The 26,042-nt window shown below is 69.8% G+C and carries 26 protein-coding genes; 13 read left to right on the top strand and 13 right to left on the bottom strand.

All coding sequences use genetic code 11. The features are described 5' to 3' along the window. The first annotated feature begins 88 nt into the window (after positions 1 to 88). From A2790_RS06255 to A2790_RS06240, 4 genes are all read left to right on the top strand, one after another. Positions 89 to 1,342, top strand: coding sequence for a dicarboxylate/amino acid:cation symporter (locus tag A2790_RS06255; RefSeq protein ID WP_293388858.1), 1,254 nt, complete (start codon positions 89 to 91; stop codon positions 1,340 to 1,342). A 115-nt stretch (positions 1,343 to 1,457) separates the two neighbouring features. Beyond that, positions 1,458 to 2,840 carry a bifunctional diguanylate cyclase/phosphodiesterase gene (locus A2790_RS06250; RefSeq protein ID WP_293388855.1) on the top strand — a complete coding sequence of 461 codons (1,383 nt, stop codon included), beginning with the start codon at positions 1,458 to 1,460 and terminating at the stop codon, positions 2,838 to 2,840. Positions 2,841 to 2,914: 74 nt separating this feature from the next. Beyond that, positions 2,915 to 3,850, top strand: coding sequence for a zinc metalloprotease HtpX (gene htpX / locus A2790_RS06245; protein WP_293388852.1), 936 nt, complete (start codon positions 2,915 to 2,917; stop codon positions 3,848 to 3,850). A 310-nt stretch (positions 3,851 to 4,160) separates the two neighbouring features. Then, the gene (locus A2790_RS06240) at positions 4,161 to 4,574 is read left to right on the top strand and encodes an SRPBCC domain-containing protein (RefSeq protein WP_293388849.1); all 414 of its coding nucleotides are present in this window, start codon (positions 4,161 to 4,163) and stop codon (positions 4,572 to 4,574) included. 22 nt (positions 4,575 to 4,596) lie between these two features. Here A2790_RS06240 and A2790_RS06235 read toward each other — a convergent pair whose 3' ends face one another. After that, positions 4,597 to 5,559 (bottom strand): SDR family NAD(P)-dependent oxidoreductase, encoded by a 963-nt coding sequence (locus A2790_RS06235; RefSeq protein WP_293388846.1) that lies wholly within the window; start codon positions 5,557 to 5,559, stop codon positions 4,597 to 4,599. Positions 5,560 to 5,736: 177 nt separating this feature from the next. Here A2790_RS06235 and A2790_RS06230 point away from each other — a divergent pair, with 177 nt between their 5' ends. After that, positions 5,737 to 6,633, top strand: a complete 897-nt coding sequence (locus A2790_RS06230) for an AraC family transcriptional regulator (RefSeq protein ID WP_293388843.1) — start codon at positions 5,737 to 5,739, stop codon at positions 6,631 to 6,633. On the opposite strand, the gene A2790_RS06225 is transcribed toward A2790_RS06230, so the two are convergent. The 8 genes from A2790_RS06225 to A2790_RS06190 form a co-directional block, all read right to left on the bottom strand. Beyond that, a complete protein-coding gene (locus tag A2790_RS06225) occupies positions 6,630 to 6,998 on the bottom strand; it encodes a YccF domain-containing protein (protein WP_293388840.1) in 369 nt (122 codons plus the stop codon). The genes A2790_RS06230 and A2790_RS06225 overlap by 4 nt on opposite strands. Before the next feature lie 31 nt (positions 6,999 to 7,029). Continuing rightward, positions 7,030 to 7,566 carry a LuxR C-terminal-related transcriptional regulator gene (locus A2790_RS06220; RefSeq protein ID WP_293388837.1) on the bottom strand — a complete coding sequence of 179 codons (537 nt, stop codon included), beginning with the start codon at positions 7,564 to 7,566 and terminating at the stop codon, positions 7,030 to 7,032. Next, entirely contained in the window at positions 7,563 to 8,228 is a 666-nt protein-coding gene (locus tag A2790_RS06215) for a cytochrome b/b6 domain-containing protein (RefSeq protein ID WP_293388834.1), read from the bottom strand. The genes A2790_RS06220 and A2790_RS06215 overlap by 4 nt, the downstream gene beginning before the upstream one ends. A 414-nt stretch (positions 8,229 to 8,642) precedes the next feature. Beyond that, positions 8,643 to 9,332, bottom strand: a complete 690-nt coding sequence (locus A2790_RS06210) for a ParA family protein (RefSeq protein ID WP_293388831.1) — start codon at positions 9,330 to 9,332, stop codon at positions 8,643 to 8,645. 147 nt (positions 9,333 to 9,479) lie between these two features. After that, positions 9,480 to 9,866: a VOC family protein gene (locus tag A2790_RS06205; protein WP_293388828.1), complete on the bottom strand. Its 387-nt coding sequence runs from the start codon at positions 9,864 to 9,866 to the stop codon at positions 9,480 to 9,482. Beyond that, positions 9,863 to 10,456, bottom strand: coding sequence for a TetR/AcrR family transcriptional regulator (locus A2790_RS06200; protein WP_293388825.1), 594 nt, complete (start codon positions 10,454 to 10,456; stop codon positions 9,863 to 9,865). The genes A2790_RS06205 and A2790_RS06200 overlap by 4 nt, the downstream gene beginning before the upstream one ends. Before the next feature lie 50 nt (positions 10,457 to 10,506). Further along, positions 10,507 to 11,337, bottom strand: a complete 831-nt coding sequence (gene aac(3), locus A2790_RS06195; RefSeq protein ID WP_293388822.1) for an aminoglycoside 3-N-acetyltransferase — start codon at positions 11,335 to 11,337, stop codon at positions 10,507 to 10,509. Beyond that, complete coding sequence (locus tag A2790_RS06190) at positions 11,319 to 12,224, bottom strand: S41 family peptidase (RefSeq protein ID WP_293388819.1); 906 nt, start codon at positions 12,222 to 12,224, stop codon at positions 11,319 to 11,321. Before A2790_RS06190 ends, aac(3) begins: the two co-directional genes overlap by 19 nt. A gap of 50 nt (positions 12,225 to 12,274) precedes the next feature. Between A2790_RS06190 and A2790_RS06185 the strand changes: the two genes are divergently transcribed. Continuing rightward, positions 12,275 to 12,739, top strand: coding sequence for a MarR family transcriptional regulator (locus tag A2790_RS06185; protein ID WP_293388816.1), 465 nt, complete (start codon positions 12,275 to 12,277; stop codon positions 12,737 to 12,739). Here the strand turns inward: A2790_RS06185 and A2790_RS06180 are convergent. Then, entirely contained in the window at positions 12,736 to 13,047 is a 312-nt protein-coding gene (locus tag A2790_RS06180) for a helix-turn-helix domain-containing protein (RefSeq protein ID WP_293388814.1), read from the bottom strand. The two genes, A2790_RS06185 and A2790_RS06180, sit on opposite strands and share 4 nt — an antisense overlap. Before the next feature lie 84 nt (positions 13,048 to 13,131). Between A2790_RS06180 and A2790_RS06175 the strand changes: the two genes are divergently transcribed. Both A2790_RS06175 and A2790_RS06170 read left to right on the top strand, forming a co-directional pair. After that, on the top strand, positions 13,132 to 14,262 hold the full coding sequence (locus tag A2790_RS06175) for an NADH:flavin oxidoreductase/NADH oxidase (protein WP_293388813.1): 1,131 nt from the start codon (positions 13,132 to 13,134) through the stop codon (positions 14,260 to 14,262). A gap of 76 nt (positions 14,263 to 14,338) precedes the next feature. Continuing rightward, the gene (locus A2790_RS06170; RefSeq protein ID WP_293388809.1) at positions 14,339 to 14,758 is read left to right on the top strand and encodes a PaaI family thioesterase; all 420 of its coding nucleotides are present in this window, start codon (positions 14,339 to 14,341) and stop codon (positions 14,756 to 14,758) included. On the opposite strand, the gene A2790_RS06165 is transcribed toward A2790_RS06170, so the two are convergent. Continuing rightward, positions 14,755 to 15,855 carry an HPP family protein gene (locus A2790_RS06165; protein ID WP_293388807.1) on the bottom strand — a complete coding sequence of 367 codons (1,101 nt, stop codon included), beginning with the start codon at positions 15,853 to 15,855 and terminating at the stop codon, positions 14,755 to 14,757. The two genes, A2790_RS06170 and A2790_RS06165, sit on opposite strands and share 4 nt — an antisense overlap. Before the next feature lie 310 nt (positions 15,856 to 16,165). Between A2790_RS06165 and rnk the strand changes: the two genes are divergently transcribed. Beyond that, positions 16,166 to 16,573, top strand: a complete 408-nt coding sequence (rnk, locus tag A2790_RS06160; protein WP_293388804.1) for a nucleoside diphosphate kinase regulator — start codon at positions 16,166 to 16,168, stop codon at positions 16,571 to 16,573. Between the two features lie 71 nt (positions 16,574 to 16,644). Beyond that, the gene (locus tag A2790_RS06155) at positions 16,645 to 16,854 is read left to right on the top strand and encodes a hypothetical protein (RefSeq protein ID WP_293388801.1); all 210 of its coding nucleotides are present in this window, start codon (positions 16,645 to 16,647) and stop codon (positions 16,852 to 16,854) included. A gap of 15 nt (positions 16,855 to 16,869) precedes the next feature. Here the strand turns inward: A2790_RS06155 and A2790_RS06150 are convergent, their stop codons facing one another. Together A2790_RS06150 and A2790_RS06145 are read right to left on the bottom strand one after the other, a co-directional pair. Beyond that, a complete protein-coding gene (locus A2790_RS06150; protein WP_293388799.1) occupies positions 16,870 to 17,082 on the bottom strand; it encodes a dodecin in 213 nt (70 codons plus the stop codon). 85 nt (positions 17,083 to 17,167) lie between these two features. After that, a complete protein-coding gene (locus A2790_RS06145; RefSeq protein ID WP_293389302.1) occupies positions 17,168 to 18,238 on the bottom strand; it encodes a DUF2332 family protein in 1,071 nt (356 codons plus the stop codon). A 353-nt stretch (positions 18,239 to 18,591) separates the two neighbouring features. Between A2790_RS06145 and A2790_RS06140 the strand changes: the two genes are divergently transcribed. The 3 genes from A2790_RS06140 (at position 18,592) to A2790_RS06130 (ending at position 25,883) form a co-directional block, all read left to right on the top strand. Further along, positions 18,592 to 20,433, top strand: a complete 1,842-nt coding sequence (locus A2790_RS06140) for a methyl-accepting chemotaxis protein (RefSeq protein ID WP_293388796.1) — start codon at positions 18,592 to 18,594, stop codon at positions 20,431 to 20,433. A gap of 278 nt (positions 20,434 to 20,711) precedes the next feature. Next, positions 20,712 to 23,186, top strand: a complete 2,475-nt coding sequence (locus A2790_RS06135) for a TonB-dependent receptor (RefSeq protein WP_293388793.1) — start codon at positions 20,712 to 20,714, stop codon at positions 23,184 to 23,186. A 225-nt stretch (positions 23,187 to 23,411) separates the two neighbouring features. Continuing rightward, positions 23,412 to 25,883: a TonB-dependent receptor gene (locus A2790_RS06130; protein ID WP_293388790.1), complete on the top strand. Its 2,472-nt coding sequence runs from the start codon at positions 23,412 to 23,414 to the stop codon at positions 25,881 to 25,883. The last annotated feature ends 159 nt before the right edge of the window (positions 25,884 to 26,042 follow it).

Below are 26,042 nucleotides of genomic sequence, written 5' to 3'. Positions count from 1 at the left end.
CGCCGGACCGTGACGCTTGCGAATCTCCCGTGCTGGACGGACGGCTCCATCCCGGCGACAAAGGCCCCCGAATATCCTCGGGGTCAGCATGAATCGTCTCTTCACCGCCTTCGTCGTGGGCGCCATGGTGCTCGGCGTCGTCGTCGGTTACCTCATCAACCAGTCGATGTCGGCGGAGGGCGCGAAAGAGGTCGCCTCCCACCTCTCGATCATCACCGACCTGTTCCTGCGGCTGATCAAGATGATCATCGCGCCCCTGGTGTTCACCACCCTGGTGGCCGGGATCGCCCACATGGGCGACGCCTCGGAGGTGGGCCGCGTCGGGGTCAAGACCATCGGCTGGTTCATCCTGGCTTCCATCGTCTCCCTGACCATCGGCCTCGTGATGGTGCACATCATTCAGCCCGGCTCGGGCCTGTCCATGGTCGCCCCGCCCATCGACGCCAGCTCCGGGATCGAGACCGCGAAGTTCACCCTGCGGGAGTTCGTCACCCATCTGATCCCGACGTCCATCGTCGACGCCATGGCCAGGAACGAGATCCTGCAGATCGTGGTGTTCTCGGTGCTGGTCGGGACCGCCGTCGCCGCCATCGACGACAAGGCTCCCGCCGTCCTGAACCTGGTGGAACAGGGCGCCTCCATCATGCTGAAGGTGACGGGCTATGTGATGAAGACCGCCCCCCTCGCGATCTTCGCCGCCCTGGCCGCCAGCGTGGCGACCCAAGGGCTGGAGGTGCTGGCCACCTACGCCAAGTTCGTGGGCGGCTTCTATCTGTCGCTCGGCATCCTCTGGGGTCTCCTGATCGCCGTCGCCGTGCTGATCATCGGCCGGCGATCGCTGAAGCTGATTTCCGCCCTGCGCAGCCCCGTCCTCCTGGCCTTCTCCACCGCCTCTTCCGAGGCCGCCTATCCGCGCACCCTGGAGGAACTCCAGAAGTGGGGCGTCTCGCGCAAGGTGGCCAGCTTCGTGCTGCCGCTGGGCTACTCGTTCAACCTCGACGGCTCGATGATGTACTGCACCTTCGCGACGCTGTTCATCGCGCAGGTCTATGGGATCGACCTGAGCATCGGGCAGCAGATCACCATGCTGGCCCTGCTGATGGTGACGTCCAAGGGCATGGCCGGCGTGCCGCGCGCGTCGCTGGTGGTCATCGCCGCCACCCTCACCTTCTTCGATCTGCCCGAGGCCGGCCTGCTGCTGATCCTGGCCGTCGACCACCTGCTGGACATGGGCCGTTCGGCCACCAACGTGGTCGGCAATTCGGTGGCCGCCGCGGTGGTCGCCAAGTGGGAGAACCAGATCGAGGAGCCGCCGGCCGAACCGGCGCCCGCCCGGGCCTGAAGGGGCGCAGGCTATGGCGCCTGCGTCCTAACGCCCGCTAACCCTATGCTTTAACGCGGCGTTCGCCTCGTATGCGGAATGGTGTGGCCTTACGCAGGACCCACACAGACCGACCGTGCCGCAACTGTCGAACCGCCTTTCCGAACTCGCCGCCCGCGTGGCCGAGCTGGAAGCCGAACGGGAGATGACCCTTCGGCTCGCGCAGACCGATTCCCTGACCGGCCTGGTCAACCGCGGCGCCTTCACCTCCGGCCTGTGCGAGCGCCTCGAGGCGGCGCGCGAAAGCGGCGCCCAGGTGGGCCTGTTCGTCATCGACCTCGACCGCTTCAAGCACCTGAACGACAGCCTGGGCCACCACGCCGGCGACCTGCTGCTCGCCGAGCTGGGCCGCCGCCTGCGCGAGGACGCCGGGCCCGACGACCTGATCGCCCGCCTGGGCGGCGACGAATTCGCCCTCGTCACCAGCGACGTCGACGTGGCGGGCCGCGCCGAGCGCCTGCTCACCGCCCTGGGCCAGCAGCAGCTCATCTACGGCCGCGCGGTGGCGCCCGGCGGCTCGGTCGGCGTGGCGGTGTTCCCGCACGACGCCCAGGACGCCGCCGACCTGCAGCGCTTCGCTGACATGTCGCTGTATCGCGCCAAGTCCGACGGCGGCCGTCGCTGGTCGCGCTTCGACGCCGCGCTCCGCGAGGAGAGCGAGCGCCGCCGCACGCTGGAAGACGAGCTGCGCCGCGCCATTCCGGCCGGCGAGATCGAGCCCTGGTTCCAGCCGATCATCGATTCCATGACCGGCCGCATGGTGGGGGTCGAAGTGCTCGCGCGCTGGCGCCACCCCGAGAAGGGCCTGCTGGCTCCCGGCGCCTTCGTGCCCATGGCCGAGGAGCTGGGCCTGATCCGCGCCATCGACGAGGCGGTCTTCGAGGCCGCCTGCGCCCGGACCGCGCCCTGGGTCGCCGAGGGCCTGATCGAGTCCGTGGCGTGCAACGTCTCGCCCCGCGACCTCCTGGACCCCGCCTTCTCGCGCAAGCTGATCGGCCGGCTCTCGCGCACCGCCCTGCCCGCCACCGCCCTGACCGTCGAGATCACCGAGACTTTCCTGTTGCAGGATCTGGCCCTGTCGCGCCGCCACATCGAGCGGCTGGCGGCCAAGGGGGTCAACGTCGCCCTCGACGATTTCGGCACCGGCTATTCCAATCTGCGCGCCCTGATGCACCTGCCGATCCAGACGGTGAAGCTTGACAGGTCGCTGATCGACGACGTCGGCCGCGACAGCCGGGTGTCGAAGCTGGTGGCCTCCCTGCTGCACGCCGCGCGCTCGCTGGGCGTGCGGATCGTCGCCGAGGGCGTCGAGAACGAGAGCCAGGCCCTCTTCCTGCGCTCGGCCGGCTGCGAACGGATGCAGGGCTACTTCTTTGCCCGCCCCATGCCCGCCGACGCCATGGAAGCGCTGCTGCGAGAGTCCAACACGCCCGTCCCGCGCCTCGCCGTCGCGAGCTGATCTTCCATACGCGTACGAAATCCCCATATAGCCGTCAGGGCCTTTGAAGGTCCGCCGAACGTCATATGGAGACCATGCGCAACCACCTTCGCACCTTCACGCTGCTCGCCGTCCTGACCGCGCTGTTCGTCGGCGCGGGCTACATGATCGGCGGCGCGACGGGCATGCTGATCGCCCTCTTGTTCGCCGGCGCGATGAACCTCGTCAGCTACTGGAACGCGGACAAGATCGTGCTGGCCATGTACCGGGCCACGCCGGTCGACGCCTCGCATCCCGAGCCGCTGATCCGCAACTATGTGGCCGACGTGCAGGCGCTGGCGCAGCGGGCGAACATGCCGGTCCCCAAGATCTACGTGATCGACCAGGATCAGCCGAACGCCTTCGCCACCGGCCGCGACCCGCACCATGCGGCGGTCGCCGCCACCCGCGGCCTGCTCACGATGCTGGACCGCCGCGAGATCCGCGGCGTCATGGCCCACGAGCTGGCGCACGTGAAGCACCGCGACACCCTGACCATGACGGTCACGGCCACCATCGCTGGCGCAATCGGAGCCCTGGCCAACTTCGCCTTCTTCTTCGGCGGCCGCGACGAGGAGGGCCGCCCCACCGGCCTGATCGGCGCCATCGTCATCGCCGTCCTCGGCCCCATCGCCGCGGGCCTGGTCCAGATGGCCATCAGCCGCGGCCGCGAATACGAGGCCGACCGCACGGGCGCCGAAATCTCCGGCGATCCGCAGGCCCTGGCCTCGGCCCTGCAGAAGATCGAGGCCTACGCCAAGGGCGGCTACTTCAACCCGGACGCCGAGCGCAATCCGGCCACGGCGCACATGTTCATCATCAACCCGCTGGCGCGCGGCAAAGGCGACAGCCTGTTCTCCACCCACCCGGCCACGCACAACCGGGTCGAAGCGCTGATGAGCATGGCCGGCCAGGCTCGGGCCGCCGTTCCCGAGCGGCGCGCCACGGCGGTCCCGGTCACCCCGGCGCGCCGCCTGGGCCCCTGGTCGTAAGGGCTATTTCAGCGACGCCAGCGGCCGGCTCTTCTCCCCGCCAGCCATCAGGGTTCTGGCCTCGGCGATGGCGCTCGCCGCGGCCGCCTTGGCCACCTGCACATTCTGTCGCACCTGAAACCTTTGCCGCAATCCGGCCTTGTTCGACCCCAACATCGCTAGGGGTTGAGTTAGGGCGCGCCGGGACGGGAATTTCTTGTGGCGCCCAGCCGGGATGGCTCAACGCGCGTGTCCAGGCGAGCACACGCCGGGATGCGGGAACATCGCCGTCTTCTGGAAGGTTCTCCCCAGTGTCCAAGCCATGTCACACATGCCTGCCCTGAAACGATCCCTCGAGATCGACGCTCCGCCGACTGAGGTCTGGCGGGTTCTCACAAATCCCGAACTCATCCGGGAATGGGCGGCCGTCTACCTGGACGGCGTCTCGATCCGCACCTCCTGGCGGGAAGGCGAGCCCGTCACCTGGAAGGCGCCCGACGGGTCCACCCAGGCGGTGGGCGCCATCGCCGCCTTCCAGCCCGAGCGCCTGCTCCGGATCGAATACGACGCCCAGGCGCGCGGCGCCTTCCCCGACACGTTCGAGATCGTGGCGAAGGAAGACCGCACCTGGCTGAGCGTCAGCGCCGAGAAGCTCGACGAGGACGACCTCGTGGCCGCCGAGGAGGCGATCCGCGAGATCAAGAGCCTCGCCGAGGAGTCGGCCCAGATCCACGGCTTGAGATAGCCGCCGCCCTGGCTGGCGAGCGTCAAAAGCGCTCGCCGACCATCTCCTCGCTCCTGGCCCAGAGCGCCGTGGCGCGCTCGGGATCGAGGGCGTAGGAGCGGACGCCGCCGCGCAGCCCCTCGCCGTCGACGACCTCGGCCACACGACAGTCCTCGCAGTAGCGCCCGCCGACCGCATCGGCCGGGGCGACGATGCCGGCCCAGACCGACGTGGCGGCGCCCTGGGGAATGGATTTCCACTCGAACTGGCCCGTGCCCCCTGCCGGGGTGGAACGGGCGACAGAGTCCAGAAGTCCCTGCAGCATCTCCTCGGTCATATGCCGGCTGAGTTCGGTCTGGATGCCGCCCGGATGCACCGCCGTAGCCCGCACGCCGGCGTCCCTGTGCCGCCGGTCGAACTCCACCGCAAACAGCACATTGGCGGTCTTCGACCGGCCATAGGCGACGAACGGCTCATAGCCCCCGCGGTCGAAGTTGGGATCCTCCAAGTCCACGTCCGAAAACCGGTGGCCCGCGGAGGCCAGGCTGACGACACGCGCGCCGGGCTTCAGCAGCGGGGCGATGCGGTTCACCAGCACGAAGTGGCCCAGGTGGTTGGTCCCGAACTGCGTCTCGAACCCGTCGGAAGTCTTGCCGAACGGCGGCGCCATGACCCCGGCGTTGGCGATCACCACGTCGAAGTCCAGGCCGTCCGCCACCAGCTCGTCGGCGCAGCTGCGGACGCTGTCCAGCGACGCCAGGTCCAGCGCCACCAGTTCCAGAGTCCCGCCGTTCGCCGCCGCGGCGCGCACCGGCTCGGTCGCCGCCTGCGCCTTTTTCAGGTCCCGGGCCGCGCCCACCACATGCGCCCCGCGCGCGGCCAGAGCCCGGGCGGTCTCGACGCCCAGCCCGGCGGACACGCCGGTCACCAGGATGCGCCTGCCGCTCAGGTCCACGCCGTCCAGCACCTCGTCCGTCGTGGACCGGGCTCCAAAGATCTTGCTCATGACGATCTCCCTCGAAAGCGGTCGGGGGGAACGGTCCCCCCGGTCGGCTGGGATGTGGGCCTCGTCCCGCTCCGGCGCGCGCCCGATCGCCTCGAACTCTTGCCTGATCCTCTCACCGGCGGCCGTCGCGAAGCGACCGCCCTTGCGTGAGGCCTGCCGCGATCCGATCATGACGACGTGGAAGACCTCCTTCGCCAGATGCGCGCCGCCGCCGTACGCCACGCCGCCGGCCGGCGGACCGACACCGCGGTCCCGGGCCTGTCCATCCACACGGCAGACGCCCCCACGGCCCTCCAGCCCGGCGTGTTCGAGCCGATGCTCTGCCTCGTGCTCCAGGGCGCCAAGGAGGTCCTGATCGGCGAGCAGGTGCTCCGCTACGACCCCTCCGGCTACTTCATCGCCTCGCTGGAGTTCCCGGCCTCTGGCCGCGTCGTGGAAGCCAGTCCGGCCCGCCCCTATGTGTCCATCGCCATCGCCCTGCCGCCGGAGGGGCTGGCGGCCCTGCTCACCGACGCCGCGCCGCAACCCGAACCGCCGGGCCAGTCGGCAGGCTTCGGCGTCAGCCCCCTGACGCCCGAGTTGGTCGACCCGTGCCGGCGCCTGCTCGGCCTGCTGGATACGCCGGGCGACATCCCCGTCCTCGCCCCGCTACTGGAACGCGAGATCCTCTATCGCCTGCTCCAGGGACCGCAGGGCGGCGTCATGCGCCAGATCGCCCGCGCGGACAGCCGCCTATCGCGCGTCCGCCGCGCCATCGGCTGGATCCGCGAGCACTACGACCGGCCGCTGCGCATCGACGACCTGGCCGCCCTGGCCGGCATGAGCTGCGCCTCGTTCCACCGCCACTTCCGCGCCGCCACGGCCATGAGCCCGCTGCAGTTCCAGAAGAACCTGCGCCTCCAGCAGGCCCGCCGCCTGCTGATCACCCATCAGGACGTCTCGCGCGCCGGCTACGCCGTGGGCTACGAAAGCGCCTCCCAGTTCAGCCGCGAATACGCCCGGGCCTTCGGCGCCCCGCCGGCCCGCGACGCGGTGCGCCTGCGCGGCGACGCGAGCGCCCTGGCCGACGCCTAAACCTCGGCGATCCCCTTGCCCACCGGGGTCAGGGACAGGACCGCCAGCTTCACGTGCTGCCAGGCGAACGGGATGCCGATGATCGTCACCGCCAGGGCCAAGGCCAGCGCCAGGTGGTGCAGCGCCAGCCACCAGCCGGCCAGGATCAGCCACAGGATGTTGAGCAGCAGGCTCACCGCCCCGGGGTCGCGTTCCACCACCACCTTGCCGAACGGCCAGTAGCTGAAGCCCGCGATCCGGAACGCGGCCGGCGTCCACGGCAGGCCCACGACCGTGATCGCCAGGATCACGCCCGCGAGCAGCCACAAGGTTCCCGAGATCCACCCGCCCAGGATGAACCACAGGACGTTCATCAGAAGGCGCATGTTCGGGCTCCGAGAGGTCTGGGCCGCCAGCCTAGCAGGCCCGGGGCCCCTCGTGCGAGGACGGAGCCGCCGGCGCCGGCGGGCCGAGCAGATCTTCCAGGAACAGGCTCGCCAGGCCCGAGCGCGAGTTGACCCCCGCCTTCTCGTAGACCCGCGCCAGCTGCGCGCGCACGGTCCCCGCGGCCGCGTTGCGGAAGGTCGCGATCTCGGCGACGTCGAAACCCTTCAGCGCGAAGGCCGCCACGTCCGCCTCGGCGGGCGTTAGGTTCCAGTCTCGGAAACGGGCCGCCACCACCTCGCTGAGCGCGCCCGCGGCGATCGCCAGCGCAGCCTCCTTCCGCCGCGCCTCGGCCAGCATCGCGCGCGCCTGGAACGCGCCCGCCGCCACGCCGGCCACCAGCGCGGCGGCGATGGTCGCCTCGATGACGAGGTGCGGCGTGAAGCCCTCCGTCGCCAGGTCGGCGATGGCGTCGGCGATGAAGAACACCGCCGCGACCGACTGCAGTGCGGCCAGGGCGGCGACAAGACCGACCGCAGAGCCGCCGCCGCTGCGGCCGCGCCGGCTCATTCCGACCTGGCCGCCCGACGCGGCCCGCCCACCATCGCGCGGACGACCTCCGGACCGCTCCGCCGGGTCTCGAACACCACGCCAGCCAGGTGCAGCGCCGCCAGCAGGAACAGCAGGTTCGCGGCCGCCTCGTGGACTTCCTCGATCATCTCGCCGCCTTCGCCGCCGTCACCACCTTCACCGGCCTCCTCATGCTCGTCCTCGTCCGCCTCGGGCGATGATTCTGCGACCATTGAGGCCGGCTCCGACGGCAGAGTCGAGACGCTGGGCGGCCCCGACATGGCGATCCCCGAGAGCACGACGACCGCCAGCGTCCCCCACAGGGCATAGACCATCAGGGCGCCCAGCGGATTGTGCGAACGGTGCGACGTGCGCCGGCCGGCGGCGATGTCGCGCATGTGGCCCAGCGCCGCCTTCGGACTGGGCGGGAAGGCGCTGAACCGCGCTTCCTTCGGGCCGATGAACCCCCACAGCAGCCGCAGCAGCAACAGGGCGCCGGCGGCATAGCCGATCCAGATGTGGAACGCCGAGCCCTCCTCCGTGGCCAGGCCGTTGGCCACGATGGCGGCGGCGACGCCCCAGTGGGTGATCCGCACCAGGGGGTCCCAGCGGCGCGAGGGCGCGGGGGGCGTGGCGGCGTGTGCGGCGTCGGTCGTCGGCATGGCGGGTCCTTCTCGTTTCCCGCCGGATGTTCGGGCGCGCGCCGGGCGCCGCCATTGCCGTTGCGCTTATTCGCGCCTTCGTAAGCGCGCGCTTACGGGCCGGCTCCGTACGCCGGCGCAGGCTTTGCTGCCGAAACGGCAGAACTGTTCTGCAAAATCGGTCAGTGCGCCGGAGCGCGCGAACCCCCACCTTGGCTGGCGAGCAAGGAGCCTCCCATGAACATCGCCCTGTCCCTGATGACCCTCGGCTTCACCGTCGTCATGGCGATCCCCATCGTCGGCCCGATGCTGGTCGCCGCGTTCTGAGGGGCTCCGGTTCGCTTTGAGCATCGCCGAGCCGATGCGGACGTCGGCGCATCTCCTCTCCCCCACGCGAAACGAGAAGGGAAGGCCGATAGCCTCGCCGCCGGCCCTCTAGCAGGCCCGCCTCAACGCCTCAGGGGGAGCCACCAGATCCTGCACCGCGGCCACATAGGCCTGGATGTTGCGCCGGGCCGCGGCCACGCCGCCGACGCCGTGCGCTTCCAGGGCGTCCAGTCCGCCGCCCACCTCGAATAGGGCGCGGAAGGCTTCCTTCTCGATCAGGGCGGCCGGCAGGATCTCGATCTCGCGCTCGCGCAGCTGCGCCACCACCGCGCCCAGGGAGCGGGGTTTCAACGCCGCCGGCACGCGCGACAGCAGGCACCGGTGCAGGAGGTTGTTCCCCGCCCGCTTGCCGAACGAGGCCACCAGCTCCGAAGCCTTGATCGCCTCGATGGCGTCCATCTGCGATCCGGTCAGTGGCGTCACCACGAGGTCGAAGCGAAGGGCCGCGAAGACCATGGCCCCACGCACGGAGCCTTCGGTGTCGACGATGATCCAGTCGGGCTCACGCCGGCGTGCTTCCTGGGCGGCGTCGCGGATGTCCTGCACGGTCGGCGCGGCGTGCACGCTGATCGCCTGCGGCCGGCCGGGCAGCGACGCCCACCGCACCAGCGGCTTGTTCGGATCGGAATCGATCAGCGCCACGCGGGCGCCCTGGTCCGCCAGGCCCAGCGCCAGGGCTAGCGCCGCCGTGGTCTTGCCCGCGCCCCCCTTCGGGCTGATGAAGGCGATGTTCGGCACCCGAGCTCCCGTGGCTAGGGATGTCACCCGCCCGCGACCGGCGAAACGCGCCGCTCCGAGCGTCACAGGATCGCCACGGTAGAGCCGGGAGCGAGTCGACGCCAGTCCTGACCCAGCGTCAGCCCGCGGTGCGGCCGGTGACCGGCGTCAGGCGCGTCCCGCCGGCTGGAACAGCTCGACCACATTGCCTGCAGGATCCTCGGCCAGGATCTGCGATCCGCCGGGGCCCACGACGATCTCGTTGCGGAACCTCACGCCTTCGGCACGCAGCCGCTCGACCTCGGCGCCCAGGTCGTCGACGATGAGCTGAAAGCGGTTCCACCCGCCGGCCTCGGGCTGGCGTCCGTCCGGCATCGGGCGGCCGGCCGAGCTGGCGCGCCCGCTCAGCAGCAGCCGCAGCGGCCCGCGTTCCACCGACGCGAAGGCCGGCGCCGCGTTGAGCTGCACGCTGAAGCCGAACCGGCCGACGTACCAGTCGACGCACGCCTGCACGTCGCCGACCATGTAACGCACGTTCACCTGGCTCTCGCTCATGGGAACTCCTCCGGCCAGCCCGGCGCGAGGGCGCGCCGGATCAGGGTCTGCAATGCTGCCACCATGGCGTCGCGGTCGGCGCCGGCGGCCACCGCGCGCGCCGCCTCGTCCAAGCCGGCGAACAGCAGAAGGGCGGTCGGTTCGGGATCCACCGGCCCGAAGGCCTCCGCCTCCTGGCCCGCGCGGATGATGGCGGACAGGCGCGTCACGGCGTTGTCCGCCGACGCCTGCCGCTCCGCGAAATCCGAGTGGAACAGCGCCTGGCCGATGCCCTGACGGGCGCTGGCGAAGTCGATGTACGCCGCCGCCAGGCCGGCCACGACGGACGGCCAGTCCACCGGCCCGTCCACTTCGGTGGGCAATGGGTAGGCTGCGTCCAGCTCAGCGATCAGCCGCTCGCGCACCGTCGCCAGCAGGTCGTCCCACGAGGGAAAGTAGAGGAAGAAAGTGCCCTTCGCGACGCCGGCCTCGCGGACCACGTCCTCGACCCGCACCCGCTTGCCGTGCGCCTGCAGCAGCCGTTCCGCCGCCTCGACGATCTCCAGCTTCCGCGCCTCCGGGCGCAGGCGTCGCCGGACGGGCTTGCCCATGGCCAGCTCCTAATGACTGATGGTCATTAGTTACTGACCGACGGTCAGTGTCAAGTCTCCGGGGAGGAGCCGTGCCGGCTCACCAGCCAATCCACGCCGAACTGCACGATGTCGGCCGCCTCGATCAGCTGGCAAGCGGCGCCTCCGACCCGTCCTGCCGCATGCCGGCCCAGGGCCAGGTAGTCGCGGGCGATCCGCTCCACCGCGTCCGGCTCCCCCTCCACCGCATAGGCGTCGAGGATGCCGTTGGAATCGAAGTTCTCCGCGCGCCGCCACACCTTGCGGCCCCGGCCATCGCGAACCGGCATCTCGTAGGTCACCCGCCGCTTGCCGGGGATCGGCGCGATGGCCTCGGCATAGTGCAGCACGGTCACCGCGTCCGGCGGCGCGCCCAGCATCAGCACCTTGCCCCCGGACTTCACGAGCCGTTCCAGGGGCGATCCGGGCCCGAACGCCGCCGCCATCGGGTGTTCGGCGACCAGGTGGTCGGCCAGCGCCCCAATCGCCACCATCGAGGCGTCGGGCTGCCCGCTGCGGCGCGCGCCGGGCAGCTTGACCAGGTAGGCGTTCAGCGCCCCGAACCCCAGATAGACCCCGGCCGTCGCGGGATCGAACGCCGGCCAGGACGCCTTCTGCGCCGGCGACATCCGCGCCCCGTTCAGCGTCTCCTCGTAGGGCGAGCGATCCCAGGACGCGTAGGCCATCAGCGTGCCCCTCGCGCCCACCGCCTCCCGCAGCGCAAGCGCCAGCTCGGCGGGACCACCGTCTACCGGCCCCACCGCCTTCAGCGAGGCATGGACCATCACCAGGTCGCCCTCGGCCACGCCCAGCCGGCGAAGATCGGCGACCAGCTCGGCCCGCGTCAGCGCTGCGCCAGCCATTGCCGCGCCACATGCAGGGGATCGTCGCCACCCGGCATGTCGGGGCGCACGCCGCGGCCCTCCCAGTTGCCGCCGGTGGTCCGGTTGATGGGGCGCGCGTTGGGAACCATGATCGCATAGCCGCCGGCCACCGGGATCGGGTCGTCCAGCAGGTGCGCCGCGCCGCCGCTGCGGCTGCCGATCACCTTGGCCCGCCCCGCCGCCTGCAGCGAATAGGCCACGAACTCGGAAGCCGAGGCCGAGCGCCGGTCGACCAGAACCGCCACGCGCCGGTCGGCCGAGTAGCGCGGCAGGTCCAGCTTGGGCAGCGGATCGGCCTCCTTCCGCCCCCGCATGTCCACGTCCTGCACGGCCGTGACGTCCGGCCCCAGGAAGGCCCCGGCGAGCTGGCCGGCGGTCTGGTCGTCGCCCCCGCCGTTCTGCCGCAGATCCAGGATCAGGCCGTCGGTCTCCGCCAGCAGAGCGAAGGCGGCCTTCAGCTTCGGGCCAGCCAGATCCCACGGATAGAAGCTGGTCAGCCGCAGGTAGCCGACGTTCCCTTCCAGGACGCGCACCTCGCGCACGCCGGCGTTCACCTTGCGGCTCTCGGCCCGCCAGGCGGTGAGCCAGTCGTCGCCGGTGTCTTCGACTCCCGGGCGCTCGAAATGGAAGTGGCCGTCATAGACGTCGAGATCGCGGTTGAACCGCGCCATGAAGGCGTCCCGGTCCTGGCACACGTCGCTGTATCGTCCGGCCCGCGCCCACGCCCGGACGTCCGCCGCGATCTGGCCTGCGACGCGGGCATCGAGATAGGTGCGCTCGATCACGTCCGCGGCGCTGTTGAGGGCGCGGGTCTGTTCGGGACAGCCGGCGGCGATGGCGGCGGCGAGCAATACACTGGAGATCATCACGCGATCCTCGTTGGATATATAACAGCGCTAATATATTATCCCCCGACATGACAAGGGTCGACTCAAGCCTGGGCACGCTGCTGCGCACCCTGATCGACGCTCTGGATGGGGACGTGGAGCGCGCCTACGCGCAGGCCGGGCTCGATTTCCGGCCCCGGTTCACCCCGGTGGTCCGGCTGCTGGCCGCGGAGGGCGCGCTGCGGATCAAGGACCTGGCGAGTTGCATGGGCATCAGCCACTCCGCCGTCAGCCAGACGGTCGGCCAGCTTGTCGCCCAGGGCTGGGTGCGCCTGGAGCCCGGAGCCGACGGCCGCGAACGGGTAGCCCGCCTGACGCCGCAGGCTCTCGCCGCACTGCCCGAGCTGCAGCGCTGCTGGGCCGCCACCGCCCGCGCGGCGGACGCCCTCGACGCCGAACTCGGGCTCGACCTGGAAGAGGTGGTCCGCGGGGCCGTGGCCGCCCTGCAACGCCAGTCCTTCCTCGCGCGGATCGCCGAAGCCGACGCCTCTTAGCGGCCGACGCTTTCCGGACGGAGCACCGCGTCCAGCAGGCCGGGGAAGCGAGCCTCGACCTCCTCGCGCCGCAGCCGGTTCATGTGCGCCGTGCGCTCCCCCCGGGTCTCCACCAGGCCGCTGTCCCGCAGGACCCGGAAGTGATGGGACATGGTCGACTTCGGCCGGTCCCCGTCCAGGGCCGCGCAGGTCTGCTCGCCGTTCGCCGCCAGCGACCGCACCACCTCCAGGCGCACGGGATCGCTCAGCGCATGCAGCATGCGCGTGAGCTCGAACGCCTCCGGCGGCGGGTGATGGAAACGGCTCATCCCTTGCGTCCTCGCTCTGGCGTCCCATCTACGGCTTGTTCGATCATTTTCGAACAAGCAAACAACAGACGGAAGATAAGCACGATGCCGGCTCTTTTCGACCCCTTCACGCTGAAGGACGTGACCCTCAGGAACCGCATCATGGTCTCGCCCATGTGCCAGTACTCGGCCGAGGACGGGCGGATCAACGACTGGCACTTCGCCCACCTGGCCGGTCTCGCCCGGGGCGGCGCGGGCCTGGTGGTGGCCGAGGCCGCCGCCGTCTCGCCGGAAGGCCGCATCACCCCGGCCGACGCCGGCATCTGGACCGACGAGCAGGCCGGGCTGTGGGCCAAGGCTGCGGGCCTGATCGCCGCGGGCGGCGCGGTGCCGGGGATCCAGATCGCCCACGCGGGCCGCAAGGCCAACGCCAACCGCCCATGGGAAGGCGACGATCACATCCCCCTCGAAGATCCGCGCGCTTGGGAGACCCTGGCGCCCTCCGCCCTGGCCCAGGGCGGAGGCCTCTGGCGCACCCCGCGGGAGATGATCCTGGCCGACATCGCCCGGGTCCAGGCCGACTTCGTGGCCGCCGCCGCACGCGCCCGCGACGCCGGCTTCCGCTGGCTGGAACTCCACTTCGCCCACGGCTACCTCGCCCAGAGCTTCTTCTCCCGCCATGCGAACCGGCGCACCGACCAGTACGGCGGCGACTTCGAGAACCGCATCCGCTTCGCCCTGGAGACCGTGCGGGCCGTCCGCGAGGTCTGGCCGGCGAACCTGCCGCTCACCGCCCGCCTCGGCCTGATCGAGTTCGCCGCGGGCGATGACCTAGACGAGTCGCTGGAGTACGTCCGCCGCCTGAAGGCCGAGGGCCTCGACCTGGCAGACGTCAGCATCGGCTTCACCGCCCCGGACGCCGCCATCCCCTGGGGGCCCGGGTTCCTGGCGCCCCTCTCCGGCCGCGTCCGGACCGAGGCGGCCATCCCGACCGCCACCAGCTGGTACATCAGCGAGCCGCAGCAGGCCGAGGCCATCGTCGCCTCGGGCCAGGCCGATCTGGTCGCACTCGGCCGGCCCCTGCTGGAAGACCCGCACTGGCCCTATCGCGCCGCCCGGGAGCTGGGGATCGACAAGGCCGCCTGGACCACCTTGCCGGCGCCCTACGCCCACTGGCTCGACCGCTACCGTCCCGCCCGCGACCCCGTCGCCCAGCCGGCGGACGTGGCGGCCTAAGGCGGCTCGCCGCCACTCGCGATTGCGGCGCCCCGCGGTCCCGTTCTAAGCCGGACGGGCCAAACCGGAGCGCCGCATGACCGACCCCATCGCCCCTACCCTGCAGTCCAGCCTGGGCCAGATCGAAGTGGTCAGCTGCCAGGACGGGCGAGCCGTGATTGCCTACGAGGTCGGGCCCCACATGTGCCACTCCGGCGGCGTGGCCCAGGGCGGCTTCGTCTGCGGCTGGATCGACGCGGCGATGGCGCACGCCTCCCTGTCTCTCGCCCCCGACGTGACGCCCATGTCGCTCGAGCTGAAGGTCAGCTACTTCGCTCCCGCCCGCCCGGGCCGCGTCACCGCCGAGGGGTGGATCGAACGACGCGGCCGGGCCACGTGCTTCGCTGAAGGGCGGCTCCTGGATCCCGCGGGCAATGTCCTGGCCAAGGCCAGCTCGACCATCCGCCTCATCCCCACCGCCGCCGTCGAAGCCAGCGCCCGCCGCGACATGGGCTAAGCCGCAGCCCGGGCCACCACAGCCTCGACCACGTGGGCCCGGTAAAGGACGCCGATCAGGTCGGTCTGGGTGATCACGCCAACCAGCCTGCGCGCGTCGTCCACCACCATCGCCTCGTGCGCCATACCGCTGGAGAGCAGGGGCAACAGCGCGTGCACAGGTGTCCATGGCCGGACCTTGTGCACGAAGGGATCGAGCACCGCCTCTACCAGCCGCCCGCGACCGGCCTGCAGCTCGGCCCGCCGCACCATGCCCACGACGCGCCCCTCGCGATCGACCACCGGCGCCGTGCGCAGGTCGTGCTGGCGCATCCACGTCAGGGCGCTTTCGGCAGTCTGCTCCACGCCCACCGAGACGACGTCGCGAGACATGATCTCGTCGCAGCGGATGCGGGCGTGGAGCCGCCGGTGCGCCTCCAGCTCCACCTGGCGGAACAGGGCGTCCAGGTCCTCGCGGCTCACGTCCAGCAGCTCGCCGTACTGGGCCAGGGCGTGGTCCAGGTCCGCCGCCGTGTAGCCCACCCGGTCGGCCGGCTGCGGATCTGCCGTGCCGTGCGCGCTCGCCGCCTTGGCGACGCGGTGCGGGTACGATCGGCCCGTCGCGCGGCCGAACACCGCCGCCGCCAGCACCAGCAGCGCCGAACCCAGCCCCACGATCGCCAGTGGATGCTCCAGGCTGAGGGCGTGAGGCGCCGCCCCCGCCAGGGCCGCGCCCAGGGCGATGGCCCCGCCGGGCGGATGCAGGCAGCCGAACAGCGCCATCAGCACCACCGCCAGCCCGACAGCCATGGCCGCCGCCAGCGTCGCCTGAGGGATCAGCGCCGCGCAGGCGAGCCCGACCACCGCGGCCACCACGTTGCCGCCGATCACAGCCCGGGGCTGCGCCAGGGGGCTGGCCGGGATGGCGAACATCAGCACCGCCGAGGCCCCCAGGGGCGCGATCAGCAGGGGCTCGGCGGAGAGCCGCCCCTCGACTACCGCCCGCGCGACGAGGCCGCAGGCTGCGATGCCCACCCCGGCGCCCAGCCCGGCGCGCAGCGCCTCGCGGGGCTGGATGGGCGCGCGGCCGCGCAGGCTCGAATAGACGGAAAGCCACATGGGCGCCCTGGTGTCGCACCGCGCCCACGGGTTCAATCCAGCTTTCGTGAGCCCACCATCGGCAAATCTGCGGCGCTTCGGCGACATTGACTTTCCCCGCCCGACCCGGCGCAATGGCCGGAGTGTTCACGCGCCCCGCATTTCGCCGGTTCCGCTGCCACGGCGGCACGCTCCAGGCAGGCTCCTAGCCCCGGGCCGACCCGCGCGCTGCGCCAGGTCCGGGGCGCAGCAACCTCTCAATCCCCACGTCCAGACAGATCGCGGCCGAGCCTCGGCGCGCGCCCGATGGGCGTTACTCAAGGAATTTCTCATGACCACTGCCACCGCCCACGCGCCTGCGCGCCCGCCCATCACCCTGAGCGAAACCGACGCCGAGCGGCTGACCGCCCTGGCCCTACAGGCCGAGGACCGGACGCCCGAGCTCGCCGGCCTCCTGCTGGCCGAACTGGAGCGCGCCCGGATCCGGCCCGACGGCAAGACCGCGCCCGACGTGGTCGGCGTCGGCTCCACCGTGGAGTTCGTCGATGAGGCCCATGGCGAGCCTCGCACCGTCCAGCTGGTCTGGCCGGGCGAAGCCGACATCGCCGCCGGCAAGGTCTCGGTGCTCACCCACGTGGGGGCCGGGCTCCTGGGCCTGGCGGAGGGCCAGTCGATCCTCTGGCCGGACCGCGACGGCCGCAAGCGCGCCCTGCGGATCGTCAGCGTCCGCAGGGGCTGACGGCCGACTAAAGGACCCAACTCGCGGGCGCCGCGTTCTGGAGCGAACCGCAGCGAACAATGGGACCGATCATGGGCGAGCAGAACCGCAGAGCCGTCGAAGTAGAACCGCCGGCCAACGGCGCCGCGCCGCCGCGTCCGCCGCACAAGACTGCGGCCGCCCCGCCGGACGGCCCGCCGCCCGGCGCGCTGGGCCGGCAGGCCGATGAGCGTCAGACCTTGCGCCAGGCGCCGCCGACCGCCTCGCCGGGCGAGAGCGCCGAAGGCGACAGCATCGGCTGACGCCCCAGCGGCTGCCTAGTCCTCCAGCGTGTAGCCGAGCTTCAGGGTCACCTGGAAATGGGCCACCTGCCCCTCCTCCACGTGGCCGCGCACCTGGGTCACCTCGAACCAGCGGATGTGCCGACGGTTCTCGCTCGCCTTGCCGATCGCGGTGCGGATCGCCTCGTCGATGGACGTCTTCGACGAGCCGACGATCTCGCTGACGCCATAGGTGTTGTCTTCGCTCATGATGCCTCCTGGGCTCTTCGGGAAGCCCTGGAGCGCGCACCACCCCCGTCGGTTCCAGCCCGACGGCCGAGAAGGCCGCGGCGGCTCAGGCCTTGCTTTGGCCGCGGAGCGAAGCGGCGCCGCGCCAGTCGACCCAGTCCCCATAGGGGTGGCAGGTGGCCAGAACCGCGCTTTCGCCATCCGGCCAGCGGGTGAAGCGCAGCTGGACCTCGCGACGATCGGCGGTCCACTCGAGGCCGATCTCGATGAGCGGCCGCTCGGCTGTCGCGCCGGCGCCGGCCGCGGCCATCATGGCGGCGATCGCCGACCGGTCCCCGTCGCCAAGGTACTGCAGGAACATCGTGTGCACGACGGCGCGGCAAACCCCGTCGGGCTGGCGCTCGGCCAGGCGCTGGGTGAGCCAGAGTTTTGCGTCGCCCCGGTGTACCTGGGGCGGATGCGCGACGGCGATCTGAAGGGCCGCCTCCAGGCGCCGCGACCGCGACGGCTGATCGGCCCAGGTGAAGGATAGCAGGCGTTCGCGATGCGCCGGATCCTGGGCGTTGAGCGGGTTCAGATCGACGCCTTCCGCCGACAGGATCGACACCGGTGCGACCGGCGGATCGGCGCCGCGCCACTGCGGCTCGATGCGAACCGGCGACGACAGATCGCCCGCGGCGACCCCGCCCAGCCGATAGGCATACCGCGCCAGATTGAGGTTCAGGCCGCAGCTCGAGCCCAGCTCCAGGATCTGGAAGGGCATGGGCCGCTCGGCGGCGACAGTCATCAGCGTGGACATGATCGCCGCCCCCCGCGCCACCTCATTGGTCTGGGTCGGATACCGCATCCAGTCGGCGATGAACTGGTCCTGCTGCGACAGGGCCTCCGCGACGGCGCCGTCGAAGTCGTCGTGTTGGCCGCTGTAGAGCGCGGCGAGATGGGACGGATTGCCCCGCCGGGCGAGCGCGTGCAGCGCCCCGTTGACGCGCAGCGCGACGGCGGCGGCGGCCGGGTCGCCGGTCCAGCTCTGGACCATGCGGCTGCTCAAGGGAGCAAGGTGGAGCTGGCGATCGACCGCCTCGAGCACCGCAGCGACGAAGTCCGAGCCCGCTGAGCGACAGCTTTCGGCCTGACGCGCAAATGCGTGCCTTGCGCCAGTCGCCGCGAGCATCTTCATGGAAATCACAACCCAACCGAGCAAAGCGTCCCGCACAATCTGGGACAAACTGGTTTGCATCTGCGCGCGCCCGGAAGACGCGCACGTCTTGCTATTTGATAATTCTCGCCCCCGGCGACCCGCACTGAGCAACGGCGCCCGTTAAGGCCGTCTAAATCGCCGTCTTATCTTCGCGGGGACTTTATGTCGCAGGCCTAAAGCGACGGTTCGGAATCGCCGTTAATGCCCGGGCAAGCACTGTTCCCATACCTCTGCTCGCGTTTTCGAAGGAGCGGTCTGACCCTCTTTCGATGACTCTTCGCGACGAGGCGCCCGAATAGACGATCGTCGTCGATTGAATATTCAGTAGTGGAATGATGAATTTCGAAATGAACATCCCGAAAAAGCTCAGCTTGTCGTTCGTTTTGATCTGCGTCTCGGCCGCAGTCATGATGGTCGTCTTCCTGGCGACCATTCTGATGATCCGCGCGACGACGGAGAGCAATAACCGCAGCCAGTCCATTCACGCGGACGCGTTGGCGCTCGAGACCGCTATCCTGAGGCAGAACAGCCAACTGCGCGGCTACCTGGTCACAGGCGATAAGAGCTATCTCAAGTCCTACTACGAGGGCCGGGATGAATACGATGAGGTTTCGCAAAAGCTGAAGTCGACCCTCACCGATCCCGCCATGTTGAAGGCGGTGGAGGCCTCGCGGGTCGCGACGGTCGCCTGGCGGAAGGACTGGGGGGACCGGCTGATCCAGGTCGTCGGATCCGGGGGTCGCGACCAGGCCCAGCAGGAAGTCCGCGACGCCGGCAGCAAGGTCCTGGTGAGCGCCGCGGTGCTGCCGCTCCGGGACGTCCGCAATGCCGAGGCCAAGCACATCGCCCAGAACGGCTCGCGCCAGCAGATGGCCATCGTCACGGCCATGGTCGCGCTCGCCATCGGCGGCGTCGCCCTGATCGCGATCGCCATGACGCTGTCGCGCATGCTGAGCCGCACGATCGCCCGCCCGATCACTACCCTCACCGAGGCGATGACCCAGCTTGCCAAGGGCGACAATGACATCGCCGTCGACGCCGACCGCGCCGACGAACTGGGCGACATGGCCCGCGCCGTGCTCGTCTTCCGTGACGCCGCCCTGGCCAAGGCCGAGGCCGACCGCGCCAAGGCCGAAGCCGATCGGGCGAAGGAAGAGGCGGACCGGGCCAGGATCGGCGCCGAGGCGGCTCAGCGGCGGGTGGTGGAAACCCTCGACACCGCCCTGGCCGCCCTGGCCTCGGGCGACCTCACCCACGTCATCACCACCCCGTTCGAACCCGAGTACGAGCGGCTGCGCCAGTCGTTCAACAGCGCGGTGGAGGGCCTGGAACAGAGCATCTCCGGGGTCGCGAAATCGGCCCAGAGCGTGCATTCGGGCGCAGCCGAGATCTATTCGGCGTCCGAGGATCTATCGCGCCGGACAGAGCAGCAGGCCGCCAGCCTGGAAGAAACGACGGCCGCCACTCAGCAGGTGACCGTCATGGTGAGCGAGACCGCGCGACGCGCCGCTGAAGCCAGGACCGCGATCGAGGTCGCGAACGGAAACGCTGCGGAAGGCGGCGCCATCGTGACCGAGGCGATCTCGGCGATGGACGCGATCCAGACCAGCTCGGAAGAGATCAGCCAGATCATCAACCTGATCGACAGCATCACGTTCCAGACCAACCTGCTGGCCTTGAACGCGGGCGTCGAGGCGGCTCGAGCGGGCGACGCCGGCAAGGGTTTCGCCGTGGTGGCGTCCGAAGTTCGAGCGCTGGCTCAGCGGTCCGCCGACGCCGCGCGGGACATCAAGGCCCTGATCCACACGTCGTCGGAGCAGGTCGCCAGCGGTGTGGGCCGCGTGGGACATACCGGAGAGATGCTCACGCTCATCGGCGCCAAGATCGGCGACACCAACGACCTCATCAACGAGATCGCGCAGAACACCGAAACGCAGGCCGAGAATCTGAAGCAGGTGAGCAGCGCCGTGACCAGCATGGACCGGATGACCCAGCAGAACGCGGCGATGGTCAACGAGGCGACGGCCGCGGCTCGCAGCCTGGCCACTCAGGCCGACGAACTCGCCACCTTGGTCGCCCGGTTCCGGCTGCGTTCCGCGGCGGCGACGGCCGATCGACCCGAAGACGAACCGACCGCGCCGGTCGTGCGCCTGCGGGCCGCCGCCGGACGCTGACCACCTCCAGCCCGGGCGGCCGCACGCGGGGCGTTCCCGCAGGCTGCCGCCGCCCGGGCGCACGCTCACTCCGAGCTGAGACCTGAAAGCTGCGCTCGCGGATCGCCGCGCGCAGTATGTCGCAGCGACGTGCGCAAGATGTCGCAGGTAATCGTCCAATATGTCGCAGGCATTTCGGCAACCGAAGCCGCCTGCATTTACTAACTCGTTAGGCATTAGGCCGCATTGCGACGGTCGAAGACAACTGTTCTAGAATTAGAACCTGGGGACTATATCCAATGAAGCATCTCTACATGTCGGCGGCGATCGCGCCCTTCCTGCTGATCACGCCGGCGGTCGCTCAGACCGCTGACGCGGCGAAGCCCGCCAAGGGCGAAGCGGTCTTCTCGACCGGCGTCGCCAAGGGCCGCGACCGCCTCGACAGCGCCACCTCGACCAGCGCGCTGCGCGAGTCCGAGATCGAGGTGCTGGGCGCGCGCTCGCTGGGCGAGGTGCTGCGCAACATCCCCGGCATCCGCGCCGAGTACGCCGGCGGCGAAGGCAACGCCAACTACTCGATCCGCGGCCTGCCGCTGTCCGGCACCGGCTCGAAGTACGTGCAGCTCCAGGAGGACGGCCTGCCGGTCCTGGAGTTCGGCGACATGCAGCAGTTCGGCTCCGACATGTTCATGCGCGCCGACCTCAATCTGGCGCAGATCGAAACCATCCGCGGCGGCTCGGCCTCGACCTTCGCGTCGAACTCCCCCGGCGGCGTGATCAACCTGATCTCCAAGACCGGCGACACCGAAGGCGGCGCGATCCAGGCGACCTACGGCCTGAACTACGGCGAGAAGCGGGTCGGCGGCGACTACGGCTACAAGATCAGCGACACCCTGCGCATGCACATCGGCGGCTTCTACCGCCGGGGCGAAGGCCCGCGCGACGTCGGCTTCACCGCCTACAAGGGCGGCCAGATCAAGGCCAACATCACCAAGACGTTCGAGAACGGCTACGTGCGGGTCAACGCCAAGTGGCTCGACGACCGCACGCCCTCGTACCAGTTCGTTCCGATCCGGGTCACGGGCACGAACGCCGACCCGACCTTCACCGGCCCGGCCAACTTCGACCTGAAGAAGGACTCGCTGCTCTCCCCCAACAGCAGCAGCATCGTGACGCTCGACGGCGACAACAACATCACGCGGGACGACGTCCGCGGCGGGCAGCACGCCGTCGTCAAGTCGGTCGGCCTCGACGCCCAGTTCGACGTGGGCGGCTGGACCATCAGCGAGAAGTTCCGCATCGCCGACATCTCGGGCAGCAACATGAGCATCCGGCCGATCGCCGTGGCGCCGGCGGCGGCCCTCGCGTTCGTCTACGGCGGACCGGGCGGCGCGCTCAGCTTCGCCACGGGCCCTCAGGCCGGCCAGGCGATCCCCAACCCTGCGGCCCTCAACGGCAACGGCCTGCTGACCTCGTCGCTCCAGCTCTACACCAAGGTCAACAGCCTCGATAACGCCACCAACGACATCCGCGCCAGCCGCGTGTGGCGGGTCGGCGACGGCAACCTGACCACCACCGTGGGCTACTACAAGTCGTCGCAGGACTACGGCGTGGAACTGTCGTTCCTCAACGTCCTGACCGACGTGCGCGGCGACGGCGACTCGGCGCTGGTCGACATCCGGACCGCCGGCGGCGTGCCGGTGACCCAGGACGGCTACCTCGCCTACGGCATCGGCGGGGCGCTCTACCACCGCACCTACGACATGAACTACGACGTCGATGCGCCCTACGCCTCGATCAACTATCACGTGGGCAAGATCGCGGTGGGCGCCAGCGTCCGCTACGACATCGGCAACGTGAAGGGCACGCTCTACGGGGCGGAGCTCGGCGGCGGCCGGGTCGGCGTCACCACGGTGGACATGAACGGCGACGGCGTCATCACCCGGGCCGAAACCCAGGTCGCGACGCTGCCGCTCGGCCAGCCGGGCCGCGTCGACTACAACTACGACTATCTCAGCTATTCGACCGGCGTGAACTATCGCGTCGCCGAGCAGCTGGCCGTCTTCGGCCGCTACAGCCGCGGCGGCCGCGCCTCTGCCGACAAGATCCTGTTCACGCCGGCCGTCGACTACGCCACCGGCAAGCTGGTGGACTCCGACAGCGCCTACGACACCGTCAAGCAGATCGAGCTCGGCCTGAAGTACCGGGTCTCGGGCGTGACGTTCAACGTCACGGCGTTCTCGGCAAAGACGGGCGAGCGCAACACCCAGGTGAACAGCAACGCCGCCGGCGACATTCAGGTCGAGAACATCGTCCGCGGCTACAAGGCCAAGGGCGTGGAAGTCGAGGCCGCTGTCAGCCGTGGGCCGTTCAGCGTGACCGCCGGCGCCACCTATACCGACGCCAAGATCTCCAAGGACGCGGCCCATCCCGAGTTCATCGGCAACAAGCCGCGCCACCAGGCCGACCTGATCTTCTCGGTGACCCCGCAGGTCGAGCTGAAGTACGCGACGGTCGGCGCGAACTTCATCGGCACGACCAGCAGCTACGCCCAGGACACCAACCAGCTGAAGCTGCCCGGCTACACCCTGGTCAACGCCTTCGTGCAGGTTCGTCCGACCGAGCGGGTCCAGTTGATGCTCAACGTCAACAACCTGTTCAACAAGCTGGCCCTGGCCGACGTCGAACAGGCCGCCATCCCGGCCAGCGGCGTCGTCGCCGGCCGCGCCTACCTCGGCCGGACCGCCTCGGCGACCCTGCGGTACAGCTTCTAACGAGAATTATCGAAGGGGCGGAACGCGCAAGTGTTCCGCCTCCAAGGAATTCGTGGCCGGAACGCGCGATCGTTCCGGCCACATTGCTTTCTGCTAAAGTAACAACGGACAATATGTCGCGGACTGCCGCAACACTGCACCTGAGATAATTTACCGAATATCGACGCTATCCCTCCATTCTCGATCCACGTTCGAAGAACGCTATGGGGAGACCGGAGTTATTCCATGAAACATCTTTATCTGTCCGCGGCCGTTGCGCCACTGCTGCTCGTTACGCCGGCGCACGCTCAGGCCAAGGACGCAGGCGCCAAGTCGAATGGCGAAGCGGTCTTCTCGACCGGCGTCGCCAAGGGCCGCGACCGCCTCGACAGCGCCACCTCGACCAGCGCCCTGCGCGAGTCCGAGATTGAGGTGCTCGGCGCACGCTCCCTGGGCGAGGTCCTCCGCAACATCCCCGGCATCCGCGCCGAATACGCGGTCGGCGAAGGCAACGACAACTACTCGATCCGCGGCCTGCCGCTGTCCGGCACCGGCTCCAAGTACGTGCAGTTCCAGGAAGACGGCCTGCCGGTCCTGGAATTCGGCGACATGTACCAGCTGGGCGTGGACATGTTCATGCGCGGCGACCTGACCCTCTCGGCGATCGAGACGATCCGCGGCGGCTCGGCCTCGACCTTCGCGTCGAACTCGCCCGGCGGCGTGATCAACCTGATCTCCAAGACCGGCACCACGGAAGGCGGCGCCGTTCAGGCGACGTACGGCCTCAACTACGGCGAGAAGCGGGTCGAGGGCGACTACGGCTACAAGATCAGCGACACCCTGCGCATGCACATCGGCGGCTTCTACCGCCAGGGCGAAGGTCCGCGCGACGTCGGCTTCACCGCCTACAAGGGCGGCCAGATCAAGGCCAACATCACCAAGACGTTCGAGAACGGCCACGTGCGTCTCTACGCCAAGTATCTGGACGACCGCACGCCTGTGTACCAGTTCGTTCCGATCCGGGTGACGGGCACGAACGCCGACCCGACCTTCACCGGCCCCGCCAACCTCGACCCGAAGACCGACTCGCTGCTGTCGCCCTACGTCAGCAACGTCGTCACGCTCGATCGCGACAACAACATCGCGAACGACGACCTGCGGGGCGGCCAGCATGCCGTGGTCAAGTCGGTCGGCCTCGACGCCCAGTTCGACGTGGGCGGCTGGACCATTACCGAGAAATTCCGCGTCGCCGACATCGGCGGCAGCAACCTGACGATCCGCCCGATCGCCGTGGCCCCGGCGGCCACGCTCGCCGTCACCTACGGCGGCGTCGGCGGCCAGCTCAGCTACGCCACCGGTCCGCTGGCCGGCCAGGTCATCGCCAGCCCCGCAGCCCTCAACGGCAACGGCCTTCTGACGAACGCGCTGCAGCTCGACACCAAGATCAAGAGCCTCGACAACGCCACCAACGACATCCGCGCCAGCCGCGTTTGGGAAGTCGGCGGCGGCAACCTGACGACCACGGTCGGCTTCTACAAGGCGTCGCAGGACTACTCGACGTACCTGTCGTTCCTGAACGTCCTGTCCAGCGTCGCCGGCGACGGCGAGACCACGCTGATCAACGTCACCAACGCGGCGGGCGTCCCGTTCACGCAGGACGGCTACCTGGCCTACGGGCTCGGCAACACCTTCCACCGCAGCTACGACATGAACTACGACGTCAACGCGCCTTACGCCTCCATCAACTACCACATCGGCAAGATCGCCGTGGGCGGCAGCCTGCGCTACGACATGGGCAAGGTGAGGGGCACGCTCTTCGGAGCCGAGCTTGGCGGCGGCCGAGTGGGGCAGACCTCGTTCGACATCAATCGCAACGGGACGATCTCCACCGCCGAGACCAAGGTGGCCGTCCTGCCGCTCGGCCAGCCCGGCCGCGTCGACTACGACTACAACTACCTCAGCTATTCGGCGGGCGTGAACTACCGCGTCGCCGAACAGCTCGCCGTCTTCGGCCGCTACAGCCGCGGCGGTCGTGCGTCCGCCGACAAGATCCTCTTCACGCCGGCGGTCGACTACAACACCGGCAAACTGGTCGACAACGACAGCGCCTACGACACCGTCAAGCAGGCCGAACTCGGCCTGAAGTACCGGGCAGGCGGCGTCACCTTCAACGTCACGGGCTTCTCCGCCCGGACGGGCGAACGCAACGCTCAGATCGTCAGCGGCGCCGACGGCACCGCCTCGGTCCTGAACATCGTGCGCGGCTACAAGGCCAAGGGCGTCGAGCTCGAGGCCGGCGTCCGCCACGGGCCGTTCAGCGTCACGGCCGGAGCCACCTACACCGACGCGAAGATCTCCAGCGACGCCACAAACGCCGCCATCGTCGGCAATACCCCGCGTCACCAGGCCGACTTCATCTACGCCGTGACGCCGCAGGTCGAGCTGAAGTACGCCACGCTCGGCGTCAATGTGATCGGCACCACCAGCAGCTACGCGCAGGACAGCAACCTGCTGAAGCTGCCGGCCTACACGCTGGTGAACGCCTTCGTGCAGGTGCGCCCGACCGAACGGGTGCAGTTGATGCTCAACGTCAACAACCTGTTCGACAAGCTCGCCCTCTCGGACGTCGAGCAGGGGTCCATCCCCGCGAGCGGCGTGGTTCTGGGCCGCGCCTATCTCGGCCGGTCCGCGTCGGCGACGCTCCGGTACACGTTCTGATCGCGCGCGAGCGGTCGCCCCCACCCCACGGGAGCGGCCGCTCGCGGCGTGTTGCAAGCCCCCCGGCGCAACGAGCGCCCCGTCGGTCGAGAGCCCGGCGGGGCGTTTGCCGTTCCGCGCGGGCCTGTCGGTCGGAAAATGCACGAAGCGCCTTGCGAG

Source organism: Phenylobacterium sp. RIFCSPHIGHO2_01_FULL_69_31 (assembly GCF_001824475.1).
In the GTDB taxonomy this organism is placed as follows: domain Bacteria; phylum Pseudomonadota; class Alphaproteobacteria; order Caulobacterales; family Caulobacteraceae; genus Phenylobacterium.
The sequence above is the reverse complement of the archived record's forward strand: the minus strand, read 5'-3'. Positions and strand labels throughout refer to the sequence as shown.

What these genes read in the sequence shown, in the direction of transcription:
- A2790_RS06255 (WP_293388858.1), top strand. Translation starts at nt 89, where the DNA reads ATGAATCGTCTCTTCACCGCCTTCGTCGTGGGCGCCATGGTGCTCGGC.
- htpX (WP_293388852.1), top strand. Translation starts at nt 2,915, where the DNA reads ATGCGCAACCACCTTCGCACCTTCACGCTGCTCGCCGTCCTGACCGCG.
- A2790_RS06240 (WP_293388849.1), top strand. Translation starts at nt 4,161, where the DNA reads ATGCCTGCCCTGAAACGATCCCTCGAGATCGACGCTCCGCCGACTGAG.
- A2790_RS06235 (WP_293388846.1), bottom strand. Translation starts at nt 5,559, where the DNA reads ATGAGCAAGATCTTTGGAGCCCGGTCCACGACGGACGAGGTGCTGGAC.
- A2790_RS06225 (WP_293388840.1), bottom strand. Translation starts at nt 6,998, where the DNA reads ATGCGCCTTCTGATGAACGTCCTGTGGTTCATCCTGGGCGGGTGGATC.
- A2790_RS06220 (WP_293388837.1), bottom strand. Translation starts at nt 7,566, where the DNA reads ATGAGCCGGCGCGGCCGCAGCGGCGGCGGCTCTGCGGTCGGTCTTGTC.
- A2790_RS06215 (WP_293388834.1), bottom strand. Translation starts at nt 8,228, where the DNA reads ATGCCGACGACCGACGCCGCACACGCCGCCACGCCCCCCGCGCCCTCG.
- A2790_RS06205 (WP_293388828.1), bottom strand. Translation starts at nt 9,866, where the DNA reads ATGAGCGAGAGCCAGGTGAACGTGCGTTACATGGTCGGCGACGTGCAG.
- A2790_RS06200 (WP_293388825.1), bottom strand. Translation starts at nt 10,456, where the DNA reads ATGGGCAAGCCCGTCCGGCGACGCCTGCGCCCGGAGGCGCGGAAGCTG.
- A2790_RS06190 (WP_293388819.1), bottom strand. Translation starts at nt 12,224, where the DNA reads ATGATCTCCAGTGTATTGCTCGCCGCCGCCATCGCCGCCGGCTGTCCC.
- A2790_RS06185 (WP_293388816.1), top strand. Translation starts at nt 12,275, where the DNA reads ATGACAAGGGTCGACTCAAGCCTGGGCACGCTGCTGCGCACCCTGATC.
- A2790_RS06180 (WP_293388814.1), bottom strand. Translation starts at nt 13,047, where the DNA reads ATGAGCCGTTTCCATCACCCGCCGCCGGAGGCGTTCGAGCTCACGCGC.
- A2790_RS06175 (WP_293388813.1), top strand. Translation starts at nt 13,132, where the DNA reads ATGCCGGCTCTTTTCGACCCCTTCACGCTGAAGGACGTGACCCTCAGG.
- A2790_RS06170 (WP_293388809.1), top strand. Translation starts at nt 14,339, where the DNA reads ATGACCGACCCCATCGCCCCTACCCTGCAGTCCAGCCTGGGCCAGATC.
- A2790_RS06165 (WP_293388807.1), bottom strand. Translation starts at nt 15,855, where the DNA reads ATGTGGCTTTCCGTCTATTCGAGCCTGCGCGGCCGCGCGCCCATCCAG.
- rnk (WP_293388804.1), top strand. Translation starts at nt 16,166, where the DNA reads ATGACCACTGCCACCGCCCACGCGCCTGCGCGCCCGCCCATCACCCTG.
- A2790_RS06155 (WP_293388801.1), top strand. Translation starts at nt 16,645, where the DNA reads ATGGGCGAGCAGAACCGCAGAGCCGTCGAAGTAGAACCGCCGGCCAAC.
- A2790_RS06150 (WP_293388799.1), bottom strand. Translation starts at nt 17,082, where the DNA reads ATGAGCGAAGACAACACCTATGGCGTCAGCGAGATCGTCGGCTCGTCG.
- A2790_RS06145 (WP_293389302.1), bottom strand. Translation starts at nt 18,238, where the DNA reads ATGAAGATGCTCGCGGCGACTGGCGCAAGGCACGCATTTGCGCGTCAG.
- A2790_RS06140 (WP_293388796.1), top strand. Translation starts at nt 18,592, where the DNA reads ATGATGAATTTCGAAATGAACATCCCGAAAAAGCTCAGCTTGTCGTTC.
- A2790_RS06135 (WP_293388793.1), top strand. Translation starts at nt 20,712, where the DNA reads ATGAAGCATCTCTACATGTCGGCGGCGATCGCGCCCTTCCTGCTGATC.
- A2790_RS06130 (WP_293388790.1), top strand. Translation starts at nt 23,412, where the DNA reads ATGAAACATCTTTATCTGTCCGCGGCCGTTGCGCCACTGCTGCTCGTT.